Source organism: Sphingomonas faeni (genome assembly GCF_040407505.1).
GTDB lineage: Bacteria > Pseudomonadota > Alphaproteobacteria > Sphingomonadales > Sphingomonadaceae > Sphingomonas > Sphingomonas faeni_E.
In genome coordinates this window covers 483,994-506,257 of the sequence record NZ_JAPZPQ010000001.1, presented here as the reverse complement: position 1 = coordinate 506,257, position 22,264 = coordinate 483,994, and the positions used below count along the sequence as shown (strand labels likewise).

The 22,264-nt window shown below is 65.4% G+C and carries 25 protein-coding genes and 1 other RNA gene; 15 read left to right on the top strand and 11 right to left on the bottom strand.

Annotated features, from left to right (window positions below):
* Positions 1–80: 80 nt before the first annotated feature.
* A complete protein-coding gene (locus O6X71_RS02445; protein ID WP_353464289.1) occupies positions 81–857 on the top strand; it encodes an arginyltransferase in 777 nt (258 codons plus the stop codon).
* Between the two features lie 72 nt (positions 858–929).
* Here the strand turns inward: O6X71_RS02445 and O6X71_RS02440 are convergent, their stop codons facing one another.
* The 4 genes from O6X71_RS02440 to O6X71_RS02425 all read right to left on the bottom strand — a co-directional run bounded on the left by O6X71_RS02440 (position 930) and on the right by O6X71_RS02425 (position 6,437).
* Positions 930–1,739: a transglutaminase family protein gene (locus tag O6X71_RS02440; RefSeq protein ID WP_353464288.1), complete on the bottom strand. Its 810-nt coding sequence runs from the start codon at positions 1,737–1,739 to the stop codon at positions 930–932.
* Positions 1,739–2,674, bottom strand: a complete 936-nt coding sequence (locus tag O6X71_RS02435) for an alpha-E domain-containing protein (protein WP_353464286.1) — start codon at positions 2,672–2,674, stop codon at positions 1,739–1,741. The genes O6X71_RS02440 and O6X71_RS02435 overlap by 1 nt, the downstream gene beginning before the upstream one ends.
* A complete protein-coding gene (locus O6X71_RS02430) occupies positions 2,674–4,194 on the bottom strand; it encodes a circularly permuted type 2 ATP-grasp protein (protein ID WP_353464285.1) in 1,521 nt (506 codons plus the stop codon). The genes O6X71_RS02435 and O6X71_RS02430 overlap by 1 nt, the downstream gene beginning before the upstream one ends.
* Positions 4,195–4,388: 194 nt before the next feature.
* The gene (locus O6X71_RS02425; RefSeq protein ID WP_353464284.1) at positions 4,389–6,437 is read right to left on the bottom strand and encodes a protein-disulfide reductase DsbD family protein; all 2,049 of its coding nucleotides are present in this window, start codon (positions 6,435–6,437) and stop codon (positions 4,389–4,391) included.
* Between the two features lie 84 nt (positions 6,438–6,521).
* Between O6X71_RS02425 and O6X71_RS02420 the strand changes: the two genes are divergently transcribed.
* Positions 6,522–8,174, top strand: coding sequence for an alkaline phosphatase family protein (locus tag O6X71_RS02420; RefSeq protein WP_353464283.1), 1,653 nt, complete (start codon positions 6,522–6,524; stop codon positions 8,172–8,174).
* A 131-nt stretch (positions 8,175–8,305) separates the two neighbouring features.
* On the opposite strand, the gene O6X71_RS02415 is transcribed toward O6X71_RS02420, so the two are convergent.
* The gene (locus O6X71_RS02415; RefSeq protein WP_353464282.1) at positions 8,306–9,226 is read right to left on the bottom strand and encodes a right-handed parallel beta-helix repeat-containing protein; all 921 of its coding nucleotides are present in this window, start codon (positions 9,224–9,226) and stop codon (positions 8,306–8,308) included.
* 248 nt (positions 9,227–9,474) lie between these two features.
* On the opposite strand from O6X71_RS02415, the gene O6X71_RS02410 reads away from it, so the two are divergent.
* A complete protein-coding gene (locus tag O6X71_RS02410; RefSeq protein WP_353464281.1) occupies positions 9,475–10,683 on the top strand; it encodes a cation:proton antiporter in 1,209 nt (402 codons plus the stop codon).
* Positions 10,684–10,823: 140 nt separating this feature from the next.
* On the opposite strand, the gene pspF is transcribed toward O6X71_RS02410, so the two are convergent.
* A complete protein-coding gene (gene pspF / locus O6X71_RS02405) occupies positions 10,824–11,861 on the bottom strand; it encodes a phage shock protein operon transcriptional activator (protein ID WP_353464280.1) in 1,038 nt (345 codons plus the stop codon).
* A 172-nt stretch (positions 11,862–12,033) separates the two neighbouring features.
* On the opposite strand from pspF, the gene O6X71_RS02400 reads away from it, so the two are divergent.
* The 10 genes from O6X71_RS02400 (at position 12,034) to O6X71_RS02355 (ending at position 15,562) form a co-directional block, all read left to right on the top strand.
* Positions 12,034–12,177 carry a hypothetical protein gene (locus O6X71_RS02400; protein ID WP_167397723.1) on the top strand — a complete coding sequence of 48 codons (144 nt, stop codon included), beginning with the start codon at positions 12,034–12,036 and terminating at the stop codon, positions 12,175–12,177.
* A 54-nt stretch (positions 12,178–12,231) separates the two neighbouring features.
* Positions 12,232–12,897 (top strand): phage shock protein PspA, encoded by a 666-nt coding sequence (gene pspA / locus O6X71_RS02395; RefSeq protein ID WP_055878009.1) that lies wholly within the window; start codon positions 12,232–12,234, stop codon positions 12,895–12,897.
* Position 12,898: 1 nt separating this feature from the next.
* Positions 12,899–13,201 (top strand): envelope stress response membrane protein PspB, encoded by a 303-nt coding sequence (gene pspB / locus O6X71_RS02390; protein WP_353464279.1) that lies wholly within the window; start codon positions 12,899–12,901, stop codon positions 13,199–13,201.
* Position 13,202: 1 nt separating this feature from the next.
* Positions 13,203–13,586 carry an envelope stress response membrane protein PspC gene (gene pspC / locus O6X71_RS02385; protein WP_353464278.1) on the top strand — a complete coding sequence of 128 codons (384 nt, stop codon included), beginning with the start codon at positions 13,203–13,205 and terminating at the stop codon, positions 13,584–13,586.
* Between the two features lie 32 nt (positions 13,587–13,618).
* Positions 13,619–13,894 carry a hypothetical protein gene (locus O6X71_RS02380; RefSeq protein ID WP_435368434.1) on the top strand — a complete coding sequence of 92 codons (276 nt, stop codon included), beginning with the start codon at positions 13,619–13,621 and terminating at the stop codon, positions 13,892–13,894.
* A gap of 12 nt (positions 13,895–13,906) precedes the next feature.
* Positions 13,907–14,218 (top strand): hypothetical protein, encoded by a 312-nt coding sequence (locus tag O6X71_RS02375; protein WP_353464277.1) that lies wholly within the window; start codon positions 13,907–13,909, stop codon positions 14,216–14,218.
* A 14-nt stretch (positions 14,219–14,232) separates the two neighbouring features.
* On the top strand, positions 14,233–14,547 hold the full coding sequence (locus tag O6X71_RS02370; protein ID WP_353464276.1) for a hypothetical protein: 315 nt from the start codon (positions 14,233–14,235) through the stop codon (positions 14,545–14,547).
* The gene (locus O6X71_RS02365; protein WP_353464275.1) at positions 14,544–14,792 is read left to right on the top strand and encodes a hypothetical protein; all 249 of its coding nucleotides are present in this window, start codon (positions 14,544–14,546) and stop codon (positions 14,790–14,792) included. The genes O6X71_RS02370 and O6X71_RS02365 overlap by 4 nt, the downstream gene beginning before the upstream one ends.
* 11 nt (positions 14,793–14,803) lie before the next feature.
* Entirely contained in the window at positions 14,804–15,043 is a 240-nt protein-coding gene (locus O6X71_RS02360; RefSeq protein ID WP_353464274.1) for a hypothetical protein, read from the top strand.
* Positions 15,044–15,157: 114 nt separating this feature from the next.
* Positions 15,158–15,562, top strand: a complete 405-nt coding sequence (locus O6X71_RS02355) for a SufE family protein (RefSeq protein ID WP_353464273.1) — start codon at positions 15,158–15,160, stop codon at positions 15,560–15,562.
* Positions 15,563–15,617: 55 nt separating this feature from the next.
* Here the strand turns inward: O6X71_RS02355 and O6X71_RS02350 are convergent, their stop codons facing one another.
* Entirely contained in the window at positions 15,618–15,965 is a 348-nt protein-coding gene (locus tag O6X71_RS02350; protein ID WP_353464272.1) for a (2Fe-2S) ferredoxin domain-containing protein, read from the bottom strand.
* Complete coding sequence (locus O6X71_RS02345) at positions 15,962–16,501, bottom strand: J domain-containing protein (RefSeq protein ID WP_056058203.1); 540 nt, start codon at positions 16,499–16,501, stop codon at positions 15,962–15,964. Before O6X71_RS02345 ends, O6X71_RS02350 begins: the two co-directional genes overlap by 4 nt.
* Before the next feature lie 216 nt (positions 16,502–16,717).
* Here O6X71_RS02345 and O6X71_RS02340 point away from each other — a divergent pair, with 216 nt between their 5' ends.
* Positions 16,718–18,298: a SulP family inorganic anion transporter gene (locus O6X71_RS02340; RefSeq protein WP_353464271.1), complete on the top strand. Its 1,581-nt coding sequence runs from the start codon at positions 16,718–16,720 to the stop codon at positions 18,296–18,298.
* Positions 18,295–18,933 (top strand): carbonic anhydrase, encoded by a 639-nt coding sequence (locus O6X71_RS02335; RefSeq protein ID WP_120300044.1) that lies wholly within the window; start codon positions 18,295–18,297, stop codon positions 18,931–18,933. Before O6X71_RS02340 ends, O6X71_RS02335 begins: the two co-directional genes overlap by 4 nt.
* 47 nt (positions 18,934–18,980) lie before the next feature.
* Here O6X71_RS02335 and O6X71_RS02330 read toward each other — a convergent pair whose 3' ends face one another.
* The 3 genes from O6X71_RS02330 to O6X71_RS02320 all read right to left on the bottom strand — a co-directional run bounded on the left by O6X71_RS02330 (position 18,981) and on the right by O6X71_RS02320 (position 22,171).
* A complete protein-coding gene (locus tag O6X71_RS02330; protein WP_353464270.1) occupies positions 18,981–21,005 on the bottom strand; it encodes a hypothetical protein in 2,025 nt (674 codons plus the stop codon).
* Between the two features lie 60 nt (positions 21,006–21,065).
* Positions 21,066–21,450: RNase P RNA component class A (gene rnpB / locus O6X71_RS02325), an RNA gene on the bottom strand.
* An 88-nt stretch (positions 21,451–21,538) separates the two neighbouring features.
* Positions 21,539–22,171, bottom strand: a complete 633-nt coding sequence (locus O6X71_RS02320; protein WP_435368451.1) for an N-acetylmuramoyl-L-alanine amidase — start codon at positions 22,169–22,171, stop codon at positions 21,539–21,541.
* Between the last annotated feature and the right edge of the window lie 93 nt (positions 22,172–22,264).

The following is a 22,264-nucleotide window of genomic DNA, read 5'->3' as shown; positions in this document are numbered from 1 at the left end:
AACCGATTGTACGTTTGGGTTAGGCGGCCATATACGGGGCGACGCGGCTGATCGCGCCTGCCTGAAGGACTTTTCGCTCGGTGACCGCGCCTTTCCGTTTCCCGCGCTTTTTCGTCACCAGCCCTGCGCCGTGCCCGTATCTGCCGGATCGGCAGGAGCGCAAGGTGTTCACCGAGCTCACCGGTCCGCATGCGAACGAGCTGAACGATGCGCTGGGGCGGATCGGCTTTCGTCGCAGCCAGGGGGTGGCGTATCGGCCGTCGTGCGCGGGGTGCATCGCGTGTGTCTCGGTCCGCGTGGTGACGGACGAGTTCGTGCCCAACGCGACGCAGCGCAAATTGCTGAAGCGGCTCGGCGATATCGAAGTGACCGCGTGCAAGGCGTGGGCGACCGACGAGCAGTTCCAGTTGCTGCGCCGTTACCTCGGCACGCGGCATCCGGGCGGCGGCATGGCGGGGATGGACGAGGACGACTATGCCGACATGATCGAGCATTCGCCGGTCAATTCGGTGATCGTCGAGTATCGCGAGCCGTCGGTCGACGGCGTGCAGGGCGCGCTGATCGGCGCGTGCCTGACCGATCGCCAGGCGGATGGATTGTCGATGGTCTACAGCTTCTTCGCGGCCGACGACGCGGCGCGACCGGGGTTCGGCAACTTCATCATCATGGACCACATTCTGCGCGCGCGCGATGCGGGGCTGCCGTATGTGTATCTTGGATACTGGGTGAAGGGCTCGCCGCGGATGGAATACAAGACGCGGTACCGGCCGCTGGAAGTGCTGGGGCCGGCGGGGTGGAGGCGGTTGGAGGATGCGGATCTGGTGACGAAGGCTGCGCGGATTGCGGTGTTGGTTTAACCTTCTTGTTCTCCCGCGAAGGCGGGAGCCCAGTCTGGGTCCCCGCCTTCGCGGGAAAACAAATTTTAAAGCTTAGTCCTCGCGCTGTACAACGACGTCGACGTCGAGTTCCTCGCCACCTTCGCCCAACCTTGACCCCGCCACAGGCGCCGCGCCCGCCGCATCGAGCGCCATCGCGACGCGGACGTAATGCTCCTCGGGCGACATCCCCGTGCACGGATCGAACCCGACCCAGCCGAGCCCGTCGACGAACGCCTCGGCCCAGCCATGCGGCGTCGGCAGATGCACGACCTCGTGATCGTTGTGATGATAGCCCGACACGTACCGCGCCGGCGCGCCGAGCGACCGTGCGGCGACGGCGAACATCTGCGCCATGTCGCGCGGCGTGGCGCTGTCCATGCGAAACGCGGCGGCGGCAGTCCGACCGGGTTCGGGACGTCCAGCATCGAACGAGAACCTCGCGTGAAATGCTCGGTTCAGCCGGTGGAGCGCGCCGATGCGATCGCGGGCGCCTTCGGCCGCATTGGCGGCGAACTTGGCGATAGCTGTATCGAGAACGGTCGCCTCAGTGGACCGGAGGAACAGCGCGGGCGGGAGCGTCTCGTTAACGCCGTGTAGGACGCCGTCGGAATGACTCGTCAGCACCTCGCCCTTCACAGTGATCTCGATCCCGTCGACTGGTCCCTCCGCATAGAGCATGGTCACCGCATTACCAAAGCCGTCGCGACCGGGCCTGAGCCGAGCGTCGCAATCGACGTCGATCCGCCACGACGCCACGGTCTGATCGTGCGTGTTCTCGGGCGTGAGGCGGAGCATCTGCACCAAGCGACCCTGCGGCTGTGCGAAGCGGTAGATCGTGTGGTGGTCGATCGAGAGGCGCATCAGAGGAACTTGAACTGACGGCCGATCGCGCCGTGGAGCAACGCGTTCTCGGCGATGAACGCCTGGAGATACTGGTGCAGACCGGAGGCGATGACCTCGCCCGATCGCGTCTTTGCCATCCGCGACGCACGCATCCGGGCCATACGATCGGCCTCGCCGTGGTTGCCCGTCCGCTTGGCGAGCAGGTTGAGCACGTCGACGGTCTCCTCGACCGACGCAGCGAGACTGCGAGGCAGTTCGGACCGTGCAAGGAGCAGGTCGATAACGTCGGCAGGCCGCAGCCCGTCATTGTAGAGCCAGCGATAGGCCGTGACGGCGGACACGGTCTGGAGAATCGTCGTCCACTGGTCGCGGTCGATCGCGCCGCCGAGCCGTTCGCCCTCGGGCAGCAGGATGTGGTATTTGACGTCGAGCAGACGTGCGGTGTTGTCCGCGCGCTCGACCGCCTGGCCGAGCCGGATAAACCATGTCGTCTGGTTGCGGAGCATGCGGTGGACCGCGCCCTCGAAGCCGCGCGTCTCGTTCTTGACCGCCTCGACCAGGTTCAGCTGCGAGGTCGTGCTGCCCGGCGTCGCGCGGTTCTCGAACAGCAGCCATGCGCGGTTGATCGCGGTCCACGCCTCGCGGGTCAGCGCAGTGCGGACCGCCTTGGCGTTGTTGCGCGCCATGACGAGGCAACGGACGATCGATCCCGGATGACTCGAATCGAGCGTCAGGAAGCGCACCACGTCGCGTTGCCCGATCTCGACGCCGGTCGCGGCGAAGGCCTCGTCGGTTTCGGTGACGGCGAGCGCAGATGCCCAGGCGGCGTCGCCCGAGGGTTGCGACGAGAGCACGTCGAGGCGGACGGTGGCTTCGACCAGCCGGGCGATGAAGTCGGCGCGCTCGAAATAGCGGCCGAGCCAATAGAGCGAGGATGCGGTGCGCGACAGCATCAGGCGGTCCCGCCCGAGGTTTGCGCGCCGAAAGTCTGCGTCATGCCGCCCATCGTCTGCGCCATCCCCCCGGCGTTCATCCGCTGCGACTGGTCGGCCATGAGCACGAAGCTGTCCTTGGTGCCGCCGCCCTGGCTGGAATTGACCACCAGCGATCCTTCCTTGAGCGCGACCCGGGTGAGGCCGCCGGGGACGACCTGCACGCCCTTCGCGCTGCTCAGCACGAAGGGGCGGAAGTCGACGTGGCGGGGGCTGAGGCCGCCTTTTGCCATCGTCGGGACGGTCGACAAAGCGAGCGTCGGTTGCGCGATGTAGCGATGTGGCTCCGCGATCAGTGCGGCGCGGAAATCCTCGATCTCTTGTTTCGAGGCGGTCGGGCCGACGAGCATGCCGTAGCCGCCGGAGCCGTCGACCAGCTTGACGACGACGTCTTCGAGGTTGTCGAGGACGAACTTCAACGCCTGCGGTTCGCGACAGCGCCACGTTTCGACGTTGCGGAGTTTGCACTCGCCGCCCGAGTAGAACTTCACGATGTCGGGCATGTAGCTGTAGATCGCCTTGTCGTCCGCGATGCCGTTGCCGGGCGCGTTCATGATCGCGACGTTGCCGGCGGCGTAGGCTGCGATCAGGCCGGGCACGCCCAGCGCGGAGTCGGGACGGAACACAAGCGGGTCGAGATAATCGTCGTCGATCCGACGATAGATCACGTCGACCTTCACGCGCCCGGCAATCGTCCGCATCCAGACGATGTCGTCGTCGACCACCAGATCGGCCGCCTCGACGAGCTCTATGCCCATCGAATCAGCCAGGAAACTGTGCTCGTAATAGGCCGAGTTATAGTGGCCGGGGGTCAGCAAGACACAGGTCGGGTTCGAGCCCGTGCCGTGCGGCGCGACCGACTTCATCGTCTCCAGCAGCAGGTCGGGATAACTGTCGACCGCGGCGACGCGGAACTCGCGGAAGAGTTCGGGGCAGAGCCGGAGCATCGCCTCGCGGTTTTCCAGCATGTAGCTGACGCCCGACGGCGTGCGAGCGTTGTCCTCGAGCACGAAGAAGTCGTCGGGGCCGGTGCGGACGAGATCGATCCCACAGATATGCGCCCATACGCCGTGCGGCGGACGGATACCGGCGATCTCGGGCCTGAACTGCGCGTTGCCGAGCACGAGGTCTTCGGGAAGGATGCCCTCCTTCAGGATCCGCCGCTCGCCGTAGATATCGTCGAGGAACGCGTTGATCGCCTCGACACGCTGAACCAGCCCTTCCGACAGCCGGGTCCACTCGTCATGCAGAAACACGCGCGGGACGATGTCGAACGGAATGATCCGCTCGGCCGCTTCGTTCTCGCCGTAGACCGCGAAGGTGATGCCGAGTTGCCGGAACGTCGTCTCGGCGGCTTCCTGCCGGCGTCGCAGCTCGGCGTCCGGCGTATCCTCGATCCACTTGCCGAGGGCTGCCAGTTCGGGCCGGGCGGTCGTGTCGCCCGGTGTCCCCATGATCTCGTCGAACGCTTGTTTCCCCATCGAAACGGTCAATTCCCCATCAAGCGTTGCGGTTCCATGCTGCAACGCATCGCTGCGCTGCACAAGGTCTGAATATGTATTTGCTCCCCTCCCTGGAAGGGAGGGGCTGGGGGTGGGTCGGCGTAAGGCAGGTACTGCGCCAGCCAATGGACCTACCCACACATAACCCCTCCCTTTCAGGGAAGGGAATCCTCTTAGGCTCCCAAGCCTTCCAGTAGGCCGGGGGTAAGGACCTGTGGGAGGACCGTGGGTTCGGCTGCGCCTGGTGCGTAGTAGAGATACAGCGGCACACCGGCGCGGTTGTGCGCCTGGATGAAGCGCCCCATGACAGGATCGCCGTCGGTCCAGTCGCCGATCAAGGCCGCGACCTTGTGCTTGGCGAAGGCGTCGCGGACGCCGGTCGTATCGATCGCTGCCTTCTCGTTGACCTTGCACGTCAGGCACCAGTCGGCCGTGAAGTAGACGAACACCGGGCGCTTTTCGGCGCGCAGCGAGGCGAGCTTGGCCTCGGTGAACGCCTCGTCGCCCGCGGTGGCGGTCGTGGCGGCGACCGGCGGCCCGCGCGAGATCAAGACCGCGCTGCCGACGAACACGACCAGCAACAGCACCTGCGCGACGATGCCGAACGACTTGCCCTTGCGTTGGCGAGAGCCACCGATCCACAGCACCGCGCCGACCGCCAGCACCGCGACCAGCGCGAGAGTCAGCGTGTCCACGCCGGTCTGTCGCCCGAGCACCCAGCCGAGCGCGATCGCGGTGAGGAACATCGGCACGGACAGGATGTGGCGGAACGTCTCCATCCATGCGCCGGGCTTCGGCAACCAGCGCCGCCACGCAGGGATAAACCCGATCGCGAGGAACGGAAGCGACAGCCCGATCCCGAGCCCGCCGAACACGGCCAGCGCCGCCGGCCACGGCAGTACCAGCGCGGCGCCGAGCGCCGCGCCCATGAACGGCCCGGTGCACGGCGTTGCGATGAACGCGGCCAGCGCACCGGTCGCGAACGCGCCGCTTGCGCCACTCTCACCGGCAAAGCGGGGTGTCGGGACCTCGAACAGTCCGGCGAGGTTGAACGCGATCGCGGTGCTCAGCAGCAACAGCGCGACGATCGCGCCGGGATGCTGCAACTGGAACGCCCAACCGACCGCCGAGCCGCCTGCGCGCAAAGCCAGGATCGCGCCACCGAGGCCGAGGCAGACCAGCACGACGCCCGCGGTGTAGGCCAAGGCCTCGCCGCGCGCGTCCTTCTCGCTCGCGCCACCGCGGGCGAGGCTGAGCGCCTTCAGGCTGAGGATCGGGAAGACGCACGGCATGATGTTGAGGATCAGCCCGCCGAGCACTGCTCCGGCGAACGCGATCAGCGCGGTGAGCCAGAGGCTCTCGCCGTTCGCGCTCGTCGCGTCGCCGCCGGCCGCGTCGGCGACCGCGCCGGGCGTCGCCTTGACGCTGAGCCCCTGACCGTCGCCGATCCGCAGCACGCCCTCGATCGGTCCGCCAGCCTTGGCGTTCGTCGCGACCTTGGTGCTGATCGTCAGTCGGTCGCCGTCGCGGGCGACCGTCTGCGCCGCGCCATTCTCGATCGCGCCGCTGGTGACCGGGAAGAAATACGCCTGGTCGATCTTCGCGCCTGCCGGGAACGGCACCGCGATCCGCATCGTCCCGTTGCTCGCCGCGTAGGTCGCGCCGGCATCGAGCGGCTTGGGGATCGCCTGACGCCAGCCGGCGAACGCGGCGGCCTGCGATGGCGCGCCGTCGCCGATCGTGAGGTCGGTCGACAGCGCCTTTTCCTCGGGCACGCAGATCGTCGCCGAGCAGACGAGATAACTCGTCTTCAGGCGGATCGGGAATTTCGACCCCGCCGCCAGCCCCGCCGGAACCTGGATCGTCACGAGCGGCGCATAGGGCGCCTCGTAGACATAGTTCATCAGGCCCGCGATCAGCAGCGTCGTCGGCACCGGCCATTCGGGCTCGCCTGCCTTCGCGCCCGTAGGCAAGGTCCAGTCGAAGGTTGCCGGAAAGCCCGCGTCGCCGGGGTTGCGCCAATAGCCGTGCCAGCCGGTCTCAGGCGTCGTCGCCAACGCGATCGTCAGCGGCGCGCCAGCCTTTGGCTGATCGCTCTCGGCGACGAGCTTCATCATCAGATGCTGGCTGGAGCCGTTCAGCGATTCCGCAAGCGCGGGCGCACTCGCCAGCCCGCCGACGGCCAGCAAGACCGTCATGAGGACGCAACGTAATCCGCGCATGGCCATCCTTGTTTCGTTCATCGCGCAAAGCCATAGCGGTGACCTTGTCGTATTGCACTTCAAAGCGACGGACTCGCTCGAGGGATGTCGCTGGCTAAAGGACTGTTCGTGAAAGCACTTATCGCCGCGCTCCTGCTGACCTCGGCCGTTTCGGTCTCTGCCCAGACGGCGGCGCCCCCCGCGGCGACCCCCACGACTCCACCGAAACTGATCGTCGCGATCTCGGTCGACCAGTTCGCCGCCGATCTGTTCCAGCAATATCGCAACCATTATACCGGCGGCTTCACCCGGCTGCTGAACGGCGCGGTGTTCCCGAGCGGGTACCAGAGCCACGCCGCGACCGAGACGTGCCCGGGCCATTCGACGATCCTGACCGGCATGCGGCCCGCGCATACCGGGATCATCGCCAACAACTGGATCGACCAGCGCGCGGGGCGGCCCGACAAGGTCGTCTATTGCTCGGAGGACGAGCGCGTCGCCGGCAGCACGCACGACAGCTACACCGTGTCCGACATGCATCTGAAGGTGCCGACGCTTGGCGAGATGATGAAGGCGCGCGATCCGCGGACGCGCTCGGTCTCGGTCGCGGGCAAGGACCGTGCAGCGGTGATGATGGGCGGCCACAAGGTCGACGAGCTCTGGTGGTGGGACGGCAAGACCTATGTCTCCTATGCGAGTCGAGCGGTGCCGCCGGCGGTGCAGCGGACGCGCGACGCGGTCGCCGCGCTGATCGCCAAGCCGCAGGCGGCGCTGCCCCTGCCGGGCTATTGCGCGGGCGTGAACCATCCGATCGTGATCGCGGGCAAGACCTACGGCCAAGGGCGCTTCGAGCGAGAGGCCGGCGACGCTAAGGGCTTCCGCGTGTCGCCCGCCTCCGACGCCGCGGTGTTCGCGATGGCGGCGGCGCTTGTGCAGGACATGAAGCTCGGCAAGGGCCCGCAGACCGACATCATCGATATCGGCGCGTCGGCGACCGACTATGTCGGGCACACCTACGGTACGCAGGGCACCGAGATGTGCATCCAGATGGCCGAGCTCGACAAGACGCTGGGCGATTTCTTCGCGGTGATGGACGAGACCGGGGTCGATTACGAGGTCGTGCTGACCGCGGATCACGGCGCGCACGACGCGACCGAGCGCCAGCAGCAGCGCGCGATGCCGATGGAGGCGCACATGGACGAGAACGTCCTCGCCAAGCAGGTCGGCACCGCGATCGCCAAGGACATGGGGCTGCCGGGTAGCGTGCTGCTGGGGACGGAAGGCGACGTTTATATCGACGACACGCTGCCGGCGAAGACGCAGGCGAAGGTGCTTGCGGAGGCGCTGCGCCGCTATCGCGCGATGCAGCAGATCGCGGGGGCCTACTCCGCCGCCGAGATCATGGCGACGCCGATGGCGAAGTCCCCGCCCGAGACGTGGACGCTGATCGAGCGGGCACGGGCATCGTTCTATCCGGAGCGGTCGGGGCAGATGGTGGTGCTCCTCAAGCCGCGCGTGACGACGATCGTTTCGCCGGCGGGCGGCTATGTCGAGACGCACGGATCGCCGTGGGATTACGACCGCCGCGTGCCGATCCTGTTCTGGCGCAAGGGGATGACCGGGTTCGAGCAGCCCTTGTCGGTGGAGACGGTGGATATCGTGCCGACGTTGGCGGCGACGATCAGGTTGCCGGTTAGTGGGCTGGACGGGCGGTGCCTGGATCTCGATCCGAGTGCTGCGACTACCTGCGCTAACTGAGCGCCGCCCACCTTCGCTGTAAAGCTTGTTCTCCCGCGAAGGCGGGAGTCCAGTCTGGGCTCCCGCCTTCGCGGGAGAACACGCTTTTGAGGGAGTGCTACCTTGAACGACCACTCATCCAGCGTGACCGCTTAGCGCGTCTCGAACGGTCGTAACCCTGTACCCAGCCGGTTCGCACCGAGCGCGAGCTTGTCGTGGCTGTTGTCCGCGAGGAACGCCGGGCTGCTGCCATCCCCCGGCGACAGTCGCGCGTCGTTCCCCTCTACCCGCAACCCGGTCGAGCGATACGTCTGCGCCTCCGCCGCGACCACGATCAGCCCGGTGTGGTTCTCCTTGTTGCGCCCTTGCACGAAGGTGTTGCGCGCGATCAGGCCGGTGGCGCCTTCGGGGAGGTCGATCATGTAGTTGGTCTTGCGCCCGGCGGTATCGTCGAAGCTGTTGTCGGTGATCGACACGGTCGGCACACGCAGCTTGACGTAGTGCCCACCCGTCCCGCGCTCGAACCGCGAGTTGGTGATCGTCACGCTCCCTTTGTTGGCGAGGTAGATCGCGTGCGAGCAGCCGGGCGACTCGTCGCACTGGCCGAGCCCGGCAAACGTCGAGTGGTCGATCAGGATCTTCTGACCGGTCGGTTCGCCGCCGAGGATGCCCTCCTGGCTGTCGAGGAACATCGCGTTGGTGACGGTCAGGTCGCCCATCTCGGTACGGATGCCGGCGCCGTTGCCGTCCGACACGCGGTAGCCGCGGAAGACGAGGCCATCGACGACCGAGCCCTGCCCGCGCAGGACCAGCGCCGCCTTGTCCTCGCAGGCGACTTTCTCGAAGATCGCGGTGCCGGGCTTGACCGCCTTGAAAGTGATGTGGCCGCCGGCCTGGACTGCGCACTGCCGGTACGTGCCCGGCGCGATCAGGATCGTCGCGGTGCCGAGCCGGATCGACGAGACCGCCTCCTGCAACGTCGCGAAGCCCTGCCCGTTGACCGTGAACGGTGCGGAACCTTGCGCGAACGCGGGAGCGGCGCACAGCGCGAGGGCGAGCAACGATCGTTTCATCCGAGATCCTCTTCGTTCCGCAGCGGTGGCCCGCCGACGATATCGGTTGCGTGATCGCACGGAACGTCGCGCTTCGACCAGTCCGTCCGCCGCGCTTCAACGACGCCTGTCCCGTTATGAAGCATTGGAAAGAATGAACCGGGATGGGTCGATCCCGACATCCGCATATTGCCGTGCCCGCGCTGAACGCATAATACCGCTACCGTAACAAAGCCGGCGGGGGGAACCGATCGGCGCGGGGGATCCACATGCACGCCATGACGCCGACGGAGGTCTTCCTCCTCGCGATACTCATCATCTTCACAATGCCGTATCTGGTGTGGCGGCTCGGACGGACCGATTATTGGGCGCCGCTGGTGGTGGTGCAGATCTTCGGCGGCATCCTGCTCGGGCCGGGCGTACTGGGCGCGGCGTATCCCGACTATTACGCGACCGTTTTCACGCCCGCGACCTTGGGCTCGCTGAACGGCATCGCCTGGTGGGCGGTGATGATGTTCGTGTGGGTCGCCGGTATCGAACTCGACCTCGGCGAGGCGTGGAAACGGCGCGGCGAGACTGGCGTCACCGCAGGGCTCGCGCTCGCAGCGCCGCTGGTGACCGGCAGCATCGCAGCGGTGATGATGTTGCGCTACCCAGGCTGGCGCGGGCCGGACGGCGCGACGTGGCAGGTGGTGCTCGGGATCGGCATGGCCTGCGCTGTCACCGCGCTGCCGATTCTGGTGCTGTTCCTCGAAAAGCTCGACGTGCTCCGCCAGCCGATCGGTCAGCGAATTCTGCGTTATGCGAGCCTTGACGACATCGCGATCTGGGGCGTGCTGGCGCTGATCCTGCTCGATTGGGAGCGCGTCGGGCGGCAGGGCGGCTTCCTGGTCGGGTTCGCGGTCGCGACGCTGATCGTGCGCAAACTGATGGCGCGGATCGAGGAGCGGGATCGCTGGTATGTCAGCCTGATCTGGCTTGCCGGCTGCGGGTTCGCGGCGGATTGGGCGGGGCTGCACTTCATGGTCGGCGCGTTCCTGTCGGGCGCGGTGCTCGATTCGAAATGGTTCACGACCGCGAAGATGGACCAGTTCCGTCACTTCGTGCTGCTCGCGGTTATGCCGGTGTTCTTCCTGTCGACCGGGCTGAAGACGCAGTGGGCGGTCGGCGGCTATGCGGTGTTCGGTGCGGCGGCGTTGCTGCTGGTGGCGTCGGTCGGCGGCAAGCTCGCGGGGGTTCACGCCGCCGGACGGATCCTGAAGTGGCGACCGGGCGAGGCCTCGGCGATCGGCTGGCTGCTCCAGACCAAGGCACTGATCATGATCATCTTCGTCAACATCCTTCTGGATAAGAAGATCATCACGAATGAGACGTTCACCGCGCTGCTGCTGATGGCGCTGGCGAGCACGATGCTGACCGTGCCGGTGGTCGCGCCGAAGTTGAAGAAGCTGGCGGGGCTGGTGGGGAAGAGCGGGTGACGGAACACCTACGATCCTCCCCCGCAAGGGGGAGGTGGCACCGAAGGTGACGGAGCGGGAGGCACGCGAAACTCTGCTCCGTGTCCTCCCCCTCCGTCTAGCAAGAGCCAGCCACCTCCCCCTTGCGGGGCAGGATTACTTCAACCGCCCGCGTTAAGGAGGTCGTGGCGTTTCAGGGCGTGGCGGAGTTGGTCGTAGCTCAGGCCTAGCGCTTCGGCGGTGGCGCGTTGGTTGAAACGGTGTTCCGAGAGGGCGCGCGAGAGCAGATCGCGCTCGAAGCGGGATACGCGGGACTTGAAGTCCGAGGGCCCTTCCTCGCACGCGACGACCGGGTCTTCGCCACCCTCCGCTTCGGCATCGCGGGGCGGCGCCGCCATAGGTTTAGGCGCAGTCGAAGCCCCCGGCCTATGTGGCGACTGGAACGGGTCGATCTCGATTGCATCGATTGGCCCAGCCTGCTCCCAACGATACACCGCGCGCTCGACGACGTTGCGCAGTTCGCGGACATTGCCCGGCCAGCGATAGGCGATCAGTGCGTCCATTGCCGCCGGGCCGAAGCCTTCCCAGCGTTCGCGCCCCAGTTCCGACGCCATGCGCCGGCCGAAATGTTCTGCCAGCACCACCACATCCCCGGTCCGCGCGCGCAGCGGCGGCAACGTCACCACCTCGAACGACAACCGGTCGAGCAGATCGGCGCGGAACTCGTGGCGGTCGACCTTGTCGGGGAGATGCTCGTTGGTCGCAGCCACGATCCGCACGTCGACGCGCATCGGTCGCGACGAGCCGATCCGCGTGATCTCGCCATATTCGACCGCACGCAGCAGGCGGTCCTGCGCGGCCATCGACAGCGTGCCGAGTTCGTCGAGGAACAGCGTGCCGCCATCGGCCTCCTCGAACCGCCCTACCCTCGCCTTGGTCGCGCCAGTGAACGCGCCGGCCTCATGCCCGAACAATTCCGCCTCGATCAGCGTCTCTGGCAGCGCCGCGCAGTTCATGATGACCAAAGGCTGATCCCACCGCGGCGACAGGCGGTGGAGGCGTTCGGCGACCAGTTCCTTGCCCGTGCCACGCTCACCAATCACCAACACAGGACGATCCAACGCCGCCGCCCGCGATGCGCGTTCGAGCGCCGCCATGAACGTGCCGGACTCGCCGATGACCTGGGTTGTTCGCTCCATGGCGAAGATGTGGCGCGAATTCCCAACTCTTGGCAAGCTTCCGGTACCGACCCAGCGGCGAGAATCGCGCAAACCCCTGCAATTCCGCCATTTTCGAAACTGGCACGAGAGGTGCAAAGCTTCAGGCAACCCGCCGAATAGCGGAACCAACCATCCTTAAAGGGGACCCACCATGTTCAACACCAACATTGCCCGCACCGTCGCCGCTACCCTCTGCACCATCGTCGTCAGCGCAACCTGCGTCCTCGGCGCAGTCGGCCCCGCGATCGCAACCAACGCAACGCCCATCGCGGTAACCACCGCAATCGTGGCATAAGACTCCCGACGGACTCGCTAAGAGCCTCGGGCCGACCCCTGGAGTAGGATTTACATGGGCATCTTTTCCCGCACCCGCGACATCGTCGCCGCCAACTTCGCCGATCTCATCGAGAAGGCCGAAGATCCGTCGAAGATGATCCGCATGATCATCCTCGAGATGGAGGAGACGCTGGTCGAGGTTCGCGCCTCCGCCGCGCGCACCATCGCCGACCAGAAGGAGATGCGCCGCCATATCTCGAAGTTGGAGCAGCTCCAGGACAACTGGACCGAGAAGGCCGAGCTGGCGCTGAGCAAGGACCGCGAGGATCTCGCCAAGGCAGCCCTGGTCGAGCGCCAGAAGGCATTCGACATGGCCGAGCAGTTGAAGGCCGAGGTCGGCGTGCTCGACGATGCGCTCCGCGCGTCGGAGGAGGACATCGCCAAGCTCCAGACCAAGCTCCGCGAGGCGCGCACCAAGCAGAACGCGGTGCAGACCCGACTGGAGAGCGCGAACAACCGGACGCGACTTCGCGAGATGTACAACGGCCCGAAGACGCACGAGGCGTTCAGCCGCTTCGACATCCTCGACCGCCGCGTCGACGAGGCCGAGGGCCGTGCGGATGCGATGGGGCTCGGGGTCGTCAAGACGCTCGAAGAGGAAATCGCCGAGTTGCGCAGCAACGACAAGGTCGACGCCCAGCTCGCCGCGCTCAAGGCGCGCATGAAGAAGGACGATTGAGATGGATGACTTTATCTCCGTCGGCGTGCCCGTCGTCTCGATCTTCATCGGTCTGCCGTGGGTGATCCTGCACTACATCACCAAGTGGAAGCAGGCGCCGCGGATCACCGAAGAAGACGAACGGCTGCTCGACGAGATGCAGGCACTCGCCCGCCGCCTCGAAGACCGCGTGATGACCGTCGAACGGATCATCGCCGCGGACAATCCCGACTGGAAGCCGGGTCTCGGCACCACGCAGTCGCCGTATCTGTCGGACCGTCAGTCCGACAGCAATCTGGATCGCACCTCGGATCGGAGGAACTGAAATGTCTGGCAGCCGCACCCAATTCTACCTCGATAAGCAGAATGCCAAGTGGAAGGGCGTCTGCGCCGGGATCTCGGATTATACCGGGATCGACGTCCTATTCGTCCGGGTCGCGATGGTCGTTCTCACGCTGGCCGGGGGCTTTCCCTGGACGCTGATCGCCTATTGGCTGGTCGCGTGGATGGGCCATGCCAAGCCGTTCGGCCTCTACGAGACGCCCGACGACGCGAAGTTCTGGCAGGGCGTCCGCTCGAACCCGAAGCGCTCGACCGCCGAGGTCCGCAGCAAGTTCCGCGACATCGACCGCCGCCTCGCCGACATCGAGACGCACTATACCAGCCGCTCAAGCAACAGCCTCGCGGCGGAGATCGACAGCCTGCGCTGAGAAGCGACGTCGATCCAAAAGGGGGAAATACCATGCCACCGGAAGTAGGTTTCATACTGGGCCTGATGCTCGGCACGCTAGCGACGCTGATGATCCAGGCCTTTGGCCGCCGCAAGGCGCGGATTGCGGTCAAGGCCGCGAACCTGGACGCGGACCGCAGCATCAAGCTGCTCGACAGCGAGAACGAGCGCCGCACCGGCCAAATCGACCGCTTGCAGGAGCGAATCCAAGTGCTCGAACGGATCACGACCGATCCCGCCGAGCGCACCGCGCGCGAAATCGAGGCGCTTCGCCTCCAACCGAACTGAGAGGATAGTAGGATGGGATGGGGTGGACCTGGGTTCGTGCTTGCGATCATCGCGATCACGACCATCGGCTGGATCGCGAACAACTGGATCCGTACCAAGCACGGTTATCCGCCAAGCGACGACTGGGGCCATACGATGAGCTGGGGCGGCGGGCACAAGCAGGATGCAGCGGGCGAACGGAAGGTCGAATTGCTCAGCAGTGAGAACGAGCGCCTGACCGGGCAGGTTTCCCGCCTCGAGGAGCGGATCGCGGTTCTCGAACGCATTGCCACCGATCCCGCCGAGCGCACCGCTCGCGAGATCGAAGCACTCCGCAACCGCTAAGAGAGAGCCTGACGATGATCAGCCCTATACTCATTCCCATCCTCGGCATCTCCTGCGGACTGCTCGCGATCTTTGGTGGCGTCGTGGTTCGCCCCTGGTTCGCCTACAAGAACCGCCGAATGGAGCTCGATGCGCAGATGATCGCGGAGAAGTCCGCGCAATACGCGGCGCATACCGACCGGCTGGAACAGCGGATGCGGGTGCTCGAACGGATCGTTACCGACCGCGGGATCGACTTGGCGGACGAGATCGAGATGCTGCGTGACGAACGCCCGCTCAACGCTACCTCGCTCCACGGAGCGAAGACATCACAGGAGACAGGATCATGAGCGGTGCACAGGTGATGGTCGTGATGATCGTCCTGATCGTGATGATAACCGGCATCTTCAAATCACGTCACACAAGCGCGCGCCATGCCGAGGGGACATCGCTGATGAACGATCCCGAAGCGGCGCGGCTGCGCGACGAAGTGCAGCAGATGAAGGAACGCATCCAGGTGCTGGAGCGCGTGATCACCGACAACCACAAGAGCGTCGATCTCGACCGAGAGATCGAACGGCTCCGCGACCGCTAGAGGAGGCGGACATGATAGACCCTAATATCTATATCACCCTGGCGCTGGCGAGCCTTGCGGGGTTGGCGATGATCGTCGCCGGTGGATTGGCCGGATGGCGCGGATGGCTCTCGCTGCGGCGGATGGAGCTGGATCACATGCAGGACGGCCGGATGCCGGTCGCAGTGTCGACCGGGTCGCGGATCGAGATCGCGGACTTGAAGGAGCGGATCAAGAAGCTCGAGGCGATCGCGGCCGGGGTGGATCTCTAGGGCCGCCGACCAGGAGACTTGTTCCCCCGCGAAGGCGGGGGTCCAGACTGGGCCCCCGCCTTCGCGGGGGAACATGGTGTTGAAGCGCTGAAGCCGACCCGCTACCCGACAGGCATGGCAACTCTCACCGACATTCGCGAGGAATATGATTTCCTCGAACCCGACGACCGCTATCGCCTGCTGATCGACCTTGGCAAAGAGCTCGAACCAATGCCAGATGCGCTTAAGACCGACGCGACGTTGGTGCGCGGGTGTTCGGCCTCGGTCTGGGTCTATCCGACTACGACCGACGATGGTCGACTGCACTTCCTGGCGGATTCGAATGCGGCGATCACCAAGGGGATCATCGCGCTCGTGTTGCTGACGGTGCAGGATCAGGCGCCGGGTGAGATCGTCGCGACAGACATTAAAGCGGAACTGGCGCCGTTCGATCTCAGTAAGCAGCTGAGTTCGAACCGGACGCAGGGGATTCCGAACATGATCGCATTGATCCGGGAGACGGCCGAGCGGTACGCCTAAACCGTGCCCTCACCCTTCCCACGGCCAAGTGGCCGCGGGCCCCTTCCCTCTCCCCTCAGGGGAGAGGGAGAGACGCCGGAGGCGGCGAGGGTGAGGGCAAGTTCTCGTGTTCGGTAAGGGTTGCGACGACCTCGTCGACATCTGCGCCGGCCGGCACTAGCATCCACCGGTCCGGCCGCGCGCCGTCGACCATCACCACGGCGTTCTTCGGACAAACCCCGAGGCACTTGACCTCGACCACGCCGCGATCCGCCTTGCGGCCCTTCTTGACGCCGAGTGCCTGACGCAACAGCTTCACGAGGGACGTCCGGCCCTTTTCGCCAAACCCACCATCCAGCTTCTTCGAACACTTGCCGCAGACCAGAACGCTACCCTGCCAGCGACTGGCGAGGACCCGGATCACGCCGGTTTCCAGGTCCGCTGATCCTCGGCCACCTTCAGGACCTCGTATGCCGCCTGCACGCCCTGGAACCGCTTCGCCGCATCCTTGTCGTTCGGGCGCACGTCTGGATGATTAGCCTTCGCCATCCGCCGCCACGCCGCGCGCACGTCCTCGAACGTTGCGTCGGGCTCGAGGTCGAGCACCTCCAACGCGCGCATCTCGTCGCGCGAGCGGCTGCCGTCGCCCGAGCCGGCCCAGGCGTAATGCTTGGGATCGGTGTAGCCGTCCGCGGTGCGCGTCTCAGCAGCTTCGCGCTCGGCCGCTTCCTCCGCGCTCAAGCCTTCGAAATAATTCCAGCCGCGATTGTATTCGCCAGCGTGGTTCATGCAAAAATACCAGCGGTCCGGGCTGTTTGGCGATTTCGGTGCCGGACAATTGCCGGGCTCGTTGCAGCCATGCCGATCGCACAGCCGCACGGTTACCGCCTCGGTGCTTGCGCCATATTCGCGCCAGCGCGGGAAACCCCAGTCGGAAGATCGTGTCGTGCTTCGAGCCATAGCGGCCCGAGATAGGCGTCCCCACGGACAACGCAACCACACGCAGCGAAGACGGCCGAAACTCACCCGATCCTACAATCTTCCGCGGCGCAACATTCCGCCTTGAGTCAGACACCGTTCATCGATTACTGAACATGAACTATTTGTCATGTGGCATGGATAGATGCGTCCGGTGCGGACGTATTCCCGGCCGACACCTTAAGGACAGGAGCCCTGGTGCCGACTCTCATTCCAAAGCTTACCACATGGCGCGCGGATCTTCCCGCCTCCATCGTCGTCGCGCTCGTCGCGCTGCCCCTCTGTCTCGGCGTGGCGCTCGCCTCCGGTGCGCCACTGTTCGCCGGCATCATTTCGGGGATCGTCGGCGGCATCGCGGTCGGCCTGTTCTCCAAGTCGCCGCTGTCGGTCAGCGGCCCCGCAGCCGGCCTGACCGTGATCGTGCTCACCGCGATCGAGAGCATGCCGAGCTACCAGATGTTCCTGATGGCCGTGGTCCTTGCGGGCGTGCTCCAGATCTGCTTCTCGCTGACCCGCGCCGGCATCCTCAGCGAGTTCGTGCCGTCGTCGGTCATCACCGGCATGCTCGCCGCGATCGGCCTGATCCTGATCCTCAAGCAGATCCCGCATGCCGTCGGTTTCGACCGCGAGGCCGAGGGCATCTTCGAATTCACCACCGCGAACGGCATCAACACCTTCTCGCGCATCCTCGACAGCCTCAGTGCAGCAGTAACCCCCGGCGCGATCCTGATCGCCTCGGTCAGCCTCGCCTTCCTGTTCTGGTGGGACGGTGCCAAGCCCAAGGACGGCCCGTTGCGCTTCGTCCCCGGCCCGCTGGTCGTCGTGCTGATCGGCATCTTCGGCAACATGCTGCTCGGCGCGGTGAAGCCCGACTGGCAGCTCCAGGCGACCCATCTCGTCCAGGTTCCGATCACCCAGACGCTGTCGCAATTCCCGTCGCTGTTCACCTTCCCCGACTTCTCCGGGATCACGATGGGCATCGTCTGGAGCAGCGCCGTCACGCTCGCGATCGTCGCCAGCCTTGAATCACTGCTGAGCGTCAAGGCGGTCGACGAGATCGATCCGCGTCGTCGCTCGACCGACAAGAACTGGGAGCTGATGGCGCAGGGCGGCGGCAACATCCTGTCCGGCCTGATCGGCGGCCTGCCCGTCACCTCGGTGATCGTACGTTCGTCCGCCAACGTCGATGCCAAGGCCGAGAGCAAGCTGTCGACGATCCTGCACGGCTTCTGGCTGCTGGTCAGCGTCGCGCTGATCCCGGCGGTGCTGAACCTGATCCCGCTGTCGGCGCTCGCCGCAGTGCTGATCGCGACCGGCTACAAGCTGACCAAGCCGAAGCTGTATACCGAACGCTTCAAGCAGGGCTGGACGCAGTTCATTCCGTTCGTCGTGACGGTGGCTGCGATTCTGTTCACCGACCTGCTCGAAGGCATCGTCATCGGCCTGGCGGTCGGCTTCGTGTTCGTCGTCGCGCGCAACTTCCGCACCGCGATCACCTTTGCCTGCGACGACGAGGACTGCCTCGTCCGCGCGCGACGCAACCTGTACTTCATCCATAAATACGAGTTGCAGAAGTCGCTCGCCAAGGTGCCCGACAATGCGAACCTGTTGATCGACCTGTCGTCGACCAGCTATGTCGATCTCGACAACGTCGACATCATCAACGCGTTCATCAAGGGCGCGCAGTATCGTGGCATCACCGTGCTCATCCGTGGCGATCTCGCGATGCGCACGGTCAAGCTGATCAACGCCCCCCAGACCGAGGTCCGTTTCGCATGAGGCAGTACAAGCAGCTCCTGCTCGCCAACAAGGCGTGGGCGGCCGAGATCATCGAGGAGAGCGCCGACTTCTTCCAGCGCCAGCTGGTCGGCCAGAACCCGGAGTTCCTGTGGATCGGCTGTTCGGACAGCCGCGTCGGCCCCGAACAGATGACCATGACGCCGCCCGGCAACATGTTCATCCACCGTAACATCGCGAACCTCGTCAACGACGACGACATGAACCTGATGTCGGTACTGCAATACGCGATCGACGTGCTCGGCGTGCGGCACATCATCATCTGTGGGCATTATGCGTGCGGCGGGATCCGCGCGACGCTCGACGGCGGCACCACCGGCCCGGTCGACGACTGGCTGAGCACCGCGCGCTGCGTGCTGCACGACCATGCCGACGAGATCGACGCGCAGCCCGACCGCGAGCAGAAGGTTAACCGGCTGGTCGAGGTGAACGTCCGTGACCAGCTCGTCAGGCTCGCGCGCACCAAGACGATCCAGGGTGCGTTTGCGCGCGGCCAGGAAGTACTGCTCCACGGCTGGGTCTACGACATTCGCGACGGCCTGATCAAACCGATGATGGAAATTGATTCGACGACCGTGCTCGAAGAGGTCGGTCGGCCGGACAAGGTGCTGGTGTAAGGCGTTCCCCCTTCCCACCTTAGCCGTGGGAAGGGGCTGTCTTTCGCTTACGAGCCGCGCCGCGCCGAATCTGGCAGCATGAACTTGATACGGGTCGTCGTGGCGCCGCAACCGAGCCCCCCGTCGGGACGATACGTCTTGGCGTATTTGGCCTTGGTGAAGAACTTGGTCCCCGCCTCCGAGAAGATGAACGGGGGATAGCTCAACAGCGCACGCTGGTTGATGACGTTGCCGTCCGCGCCGATGTCGAACTGAACCTGGGTCCACCCTTCGAAACCCCAACGCATCGCTTCCATCGGGAACGCTTCCGATCCCGGCTGGGATACCATCTTCGGTGGTGCATCCATGATCGCGCACTGGTTCGCGGTCAGACCACTGGAGGCGAACGTCGCGCGCGCCGCGTCGATCTCGCCGTTGCGCTCTTCGATCGATGCGATCCGGATCAGCGCGCCGACGCGCAGCGGGTCGTTCGGCTTCAAGGCTTTGTCGTCCGCCACTTGTCGAAGAGTTACGATCGCCGTGTTGTTCTTCTCCGACTTCCTCGTTCGTGCGACGGCGCCATCGACCATCATCAACCGGATCGCCGCCCGCGCCTGCGGATCGTTCGCGTAAACGGGTTCCGATACCATCGGCGTCAACGTCCGTTCGAATACCCCCGGCCGCCAGATGTCGGTCACCGCATCGACGCGTCCAGGCAGGTCGAACGTCAGCCGCGCACTAGGCGGTGCATCGTTGGCGACGGCGATCGCCAGACCCCGCGCAGCCAAGGCCGCACGCTCTTCGCGCGCTACCGTAGGATTGTTCGTCAGGCGATAGATCGCGGCAAGCGTACGCAAACCATTAGGCGACTGGGCGGTCGCCAATGCGAGTTCGGCGCGCTGTCCGGCGAGTGCTGCCGCCTGCGAGCCGGTCGGTGCAGGGGCGACCGTGATGCCCTTGCTGGACAGCCACTGTTCCAGGACATCGTCTAGTCCGTCGTCGATCGACGGCCGCTCGAACGCAGTCGAACAGCGCATCTCGACCCGCACGTGATAGCGATAGAAGGCGGGGATCGCCTGGACCTTTTCGGCAGGCCATGACCAACCCTTGACCGCCCGCGCGAACTCGAGCGCGACCTGGCCGCCACCCGCGGCATAGATCGGTGCCGCCTGGTCGATCGTGCCGTCGGACGCGATGTTGAACTCGACCACCGCGACGTCCTGCGGCTTGAGACCGGCATCGCCGCCACAATCGGGCGAGCGCATCTCCGCGGCAGGGTCGAACGATCCCTTCACCATGCGTCCTGCACCGGTATAGGCCATGTAGCGCCGCGCTTCGTCGGCATTGCCGCTCAGCAGGAACGCGATCGCGGCATCGGACCGCGCCGATGCGTCCATGATATCGACCTTGTCCGTTTCGAGGCCGCCAAGAAGCCGGATCGCCTGCAACGCGCTGGCGCGGGCGCCGGCGATGTCGCCGGTGTTGAGCTTCAGGAGCGTCCGCTCACGCGCGAACCGCGCGGCGACGCTCTTCTCGAGCTTCACCGTGCCGATCAACGCGTCGCTGCGTGCCAACGTCGCCGCCGCGGCGGTGGGATCGATGAAGATCTGCGCGGTCACCAGCGACAGCATGGCGCCCAGCTTGTCGGCGGTACTGATCGCGCTCGCCTCCGCCTGCTGGAGCGCGGTCACGGCGCCCGCATAATCGAGCGTATCGGTCGCGACCTGGCCGAGGATGAGGAAGGCGCGTGTCCGGTCTTCTGCAAGACTGGCATCGTCCGCCGGCAGCAAGGCGAGCCCCGCCCGTGCAGCCTTCACCGACTCGTCGGCGCGGTTGAGCGCGAACAGAATCGGCGCCTTGCGGATCAACACGATGCCGCGGCTGCGCGACCCGGCCTTGGTCCGTGTTCCCAGTTTTTCCCAGGCAGCAAGTGACGCCGCGCGATCTGGCTTCGCATCGAGCGCGGTTGCGGCGTCAAAATCTTGCTGGACCGTCGTCGTGGACGGCGGCGACGTCTGGGCGCCTACAGGCACAAGCCCACCCGCCATCGCCAACACGCCTGCACCCAACAGCGCGATCGCCTTGATACGCATCACATTCCCCACGTCGCAGCCCAGCGTTATATCTGCGCAGTCTGCAATGGTTCGGGGAAGGATGCCAGAGGGTCTGTAAGCCGGGTTCTGTCCATTTCCGATCCTTCGATACGGAAGTTAGGCGACCATTCCTCTAGGACGACGGTTGCCCGCCGCCTCAAGCAATCAACCCGGGTGACGAGCTGAAACGAAGCCCATGTGCCACCCCTATTCGATCTTGCTCCCGGTGGGGTTTGCCGTGCCGCCCCTGTTACCAGGCGCGCGGTGCGCTCTTACCGCACCCTTTCACTCTGACCGCCCCGGCTTGCGCCGAGGGTTGGCCGTCTGCTCTCTGTGGCACTTTCCCTGAGGTCACCCTCGCCGGGCGTTACCCGGCACCGTCGTTTCGCGGAGCCCGGACTTTCCTCGCGTGTCCGAAAACACCCGCGGCCGCCCGACCCTCTGGCGAGGCGAGCCCTAGCGCGGGTGCGGGCGATGCACCACCGTTTTTAGCGGGGGTGCTTAATCCTCCCCCGCCAGGGGGAGGATCGTAATTAGTCGTCGCCCATCGGCTTGGGCAGCAACAACGCAAGAAGAATACACCGGCACTCCGCATCGACTTCGCCGTCGACCAGTTCGGGACGGAAGCGCCGCTGGAACGCCATCGTCGCTGCCATCCGGTTCTCGACGTCGTAGCCGAAGCGTTCGAGTGCGAGGCAGAAGCCGCCTTCGGTCCAGCCCGGGTCCATCAGATTCTTGGTCGGTCGCGGTAATGCCAGCCGGCGCCGCGCCAGTTCGTGCCATGGGAACAGCTCACCCGGATCGCGTTTGCGCACCGGCGCGATATCCGAATGGCCGACTATGTTGCCGCGCGTGATCTCGTGACGATCCTTGATCTCGGCGACCAGTTGCACGACCGAAGCGACCTGCTCGGGCGGGAAAGGGCGATACCCGAACTCATGGCCTGGATTGACGATCTCGATACCGATGCTCGCGGAGTTGACGTCGTCGACGTCGCGCCAGTGCGATTTGCCCGCATGCCAGGCGCGCTTGTCCTCCGCGACCATGCGCAGGACCGTGCCGTCCTCCTCGACCAGGTAATGCGACGACACCTTTGCCTCTGGATCGCGCAACCGGGCGATCGCGGACGCGCCGTCCTTCATGCCGGTATAATGCAACACGATCATCGTGATGGGCAGCGAACGATCGTCGAAATTGGGTGACGGGGTCTCGATGAACTTCAAGCCAGCTTCCCTTCTAGCCGTCGGGCCAGCACCGAT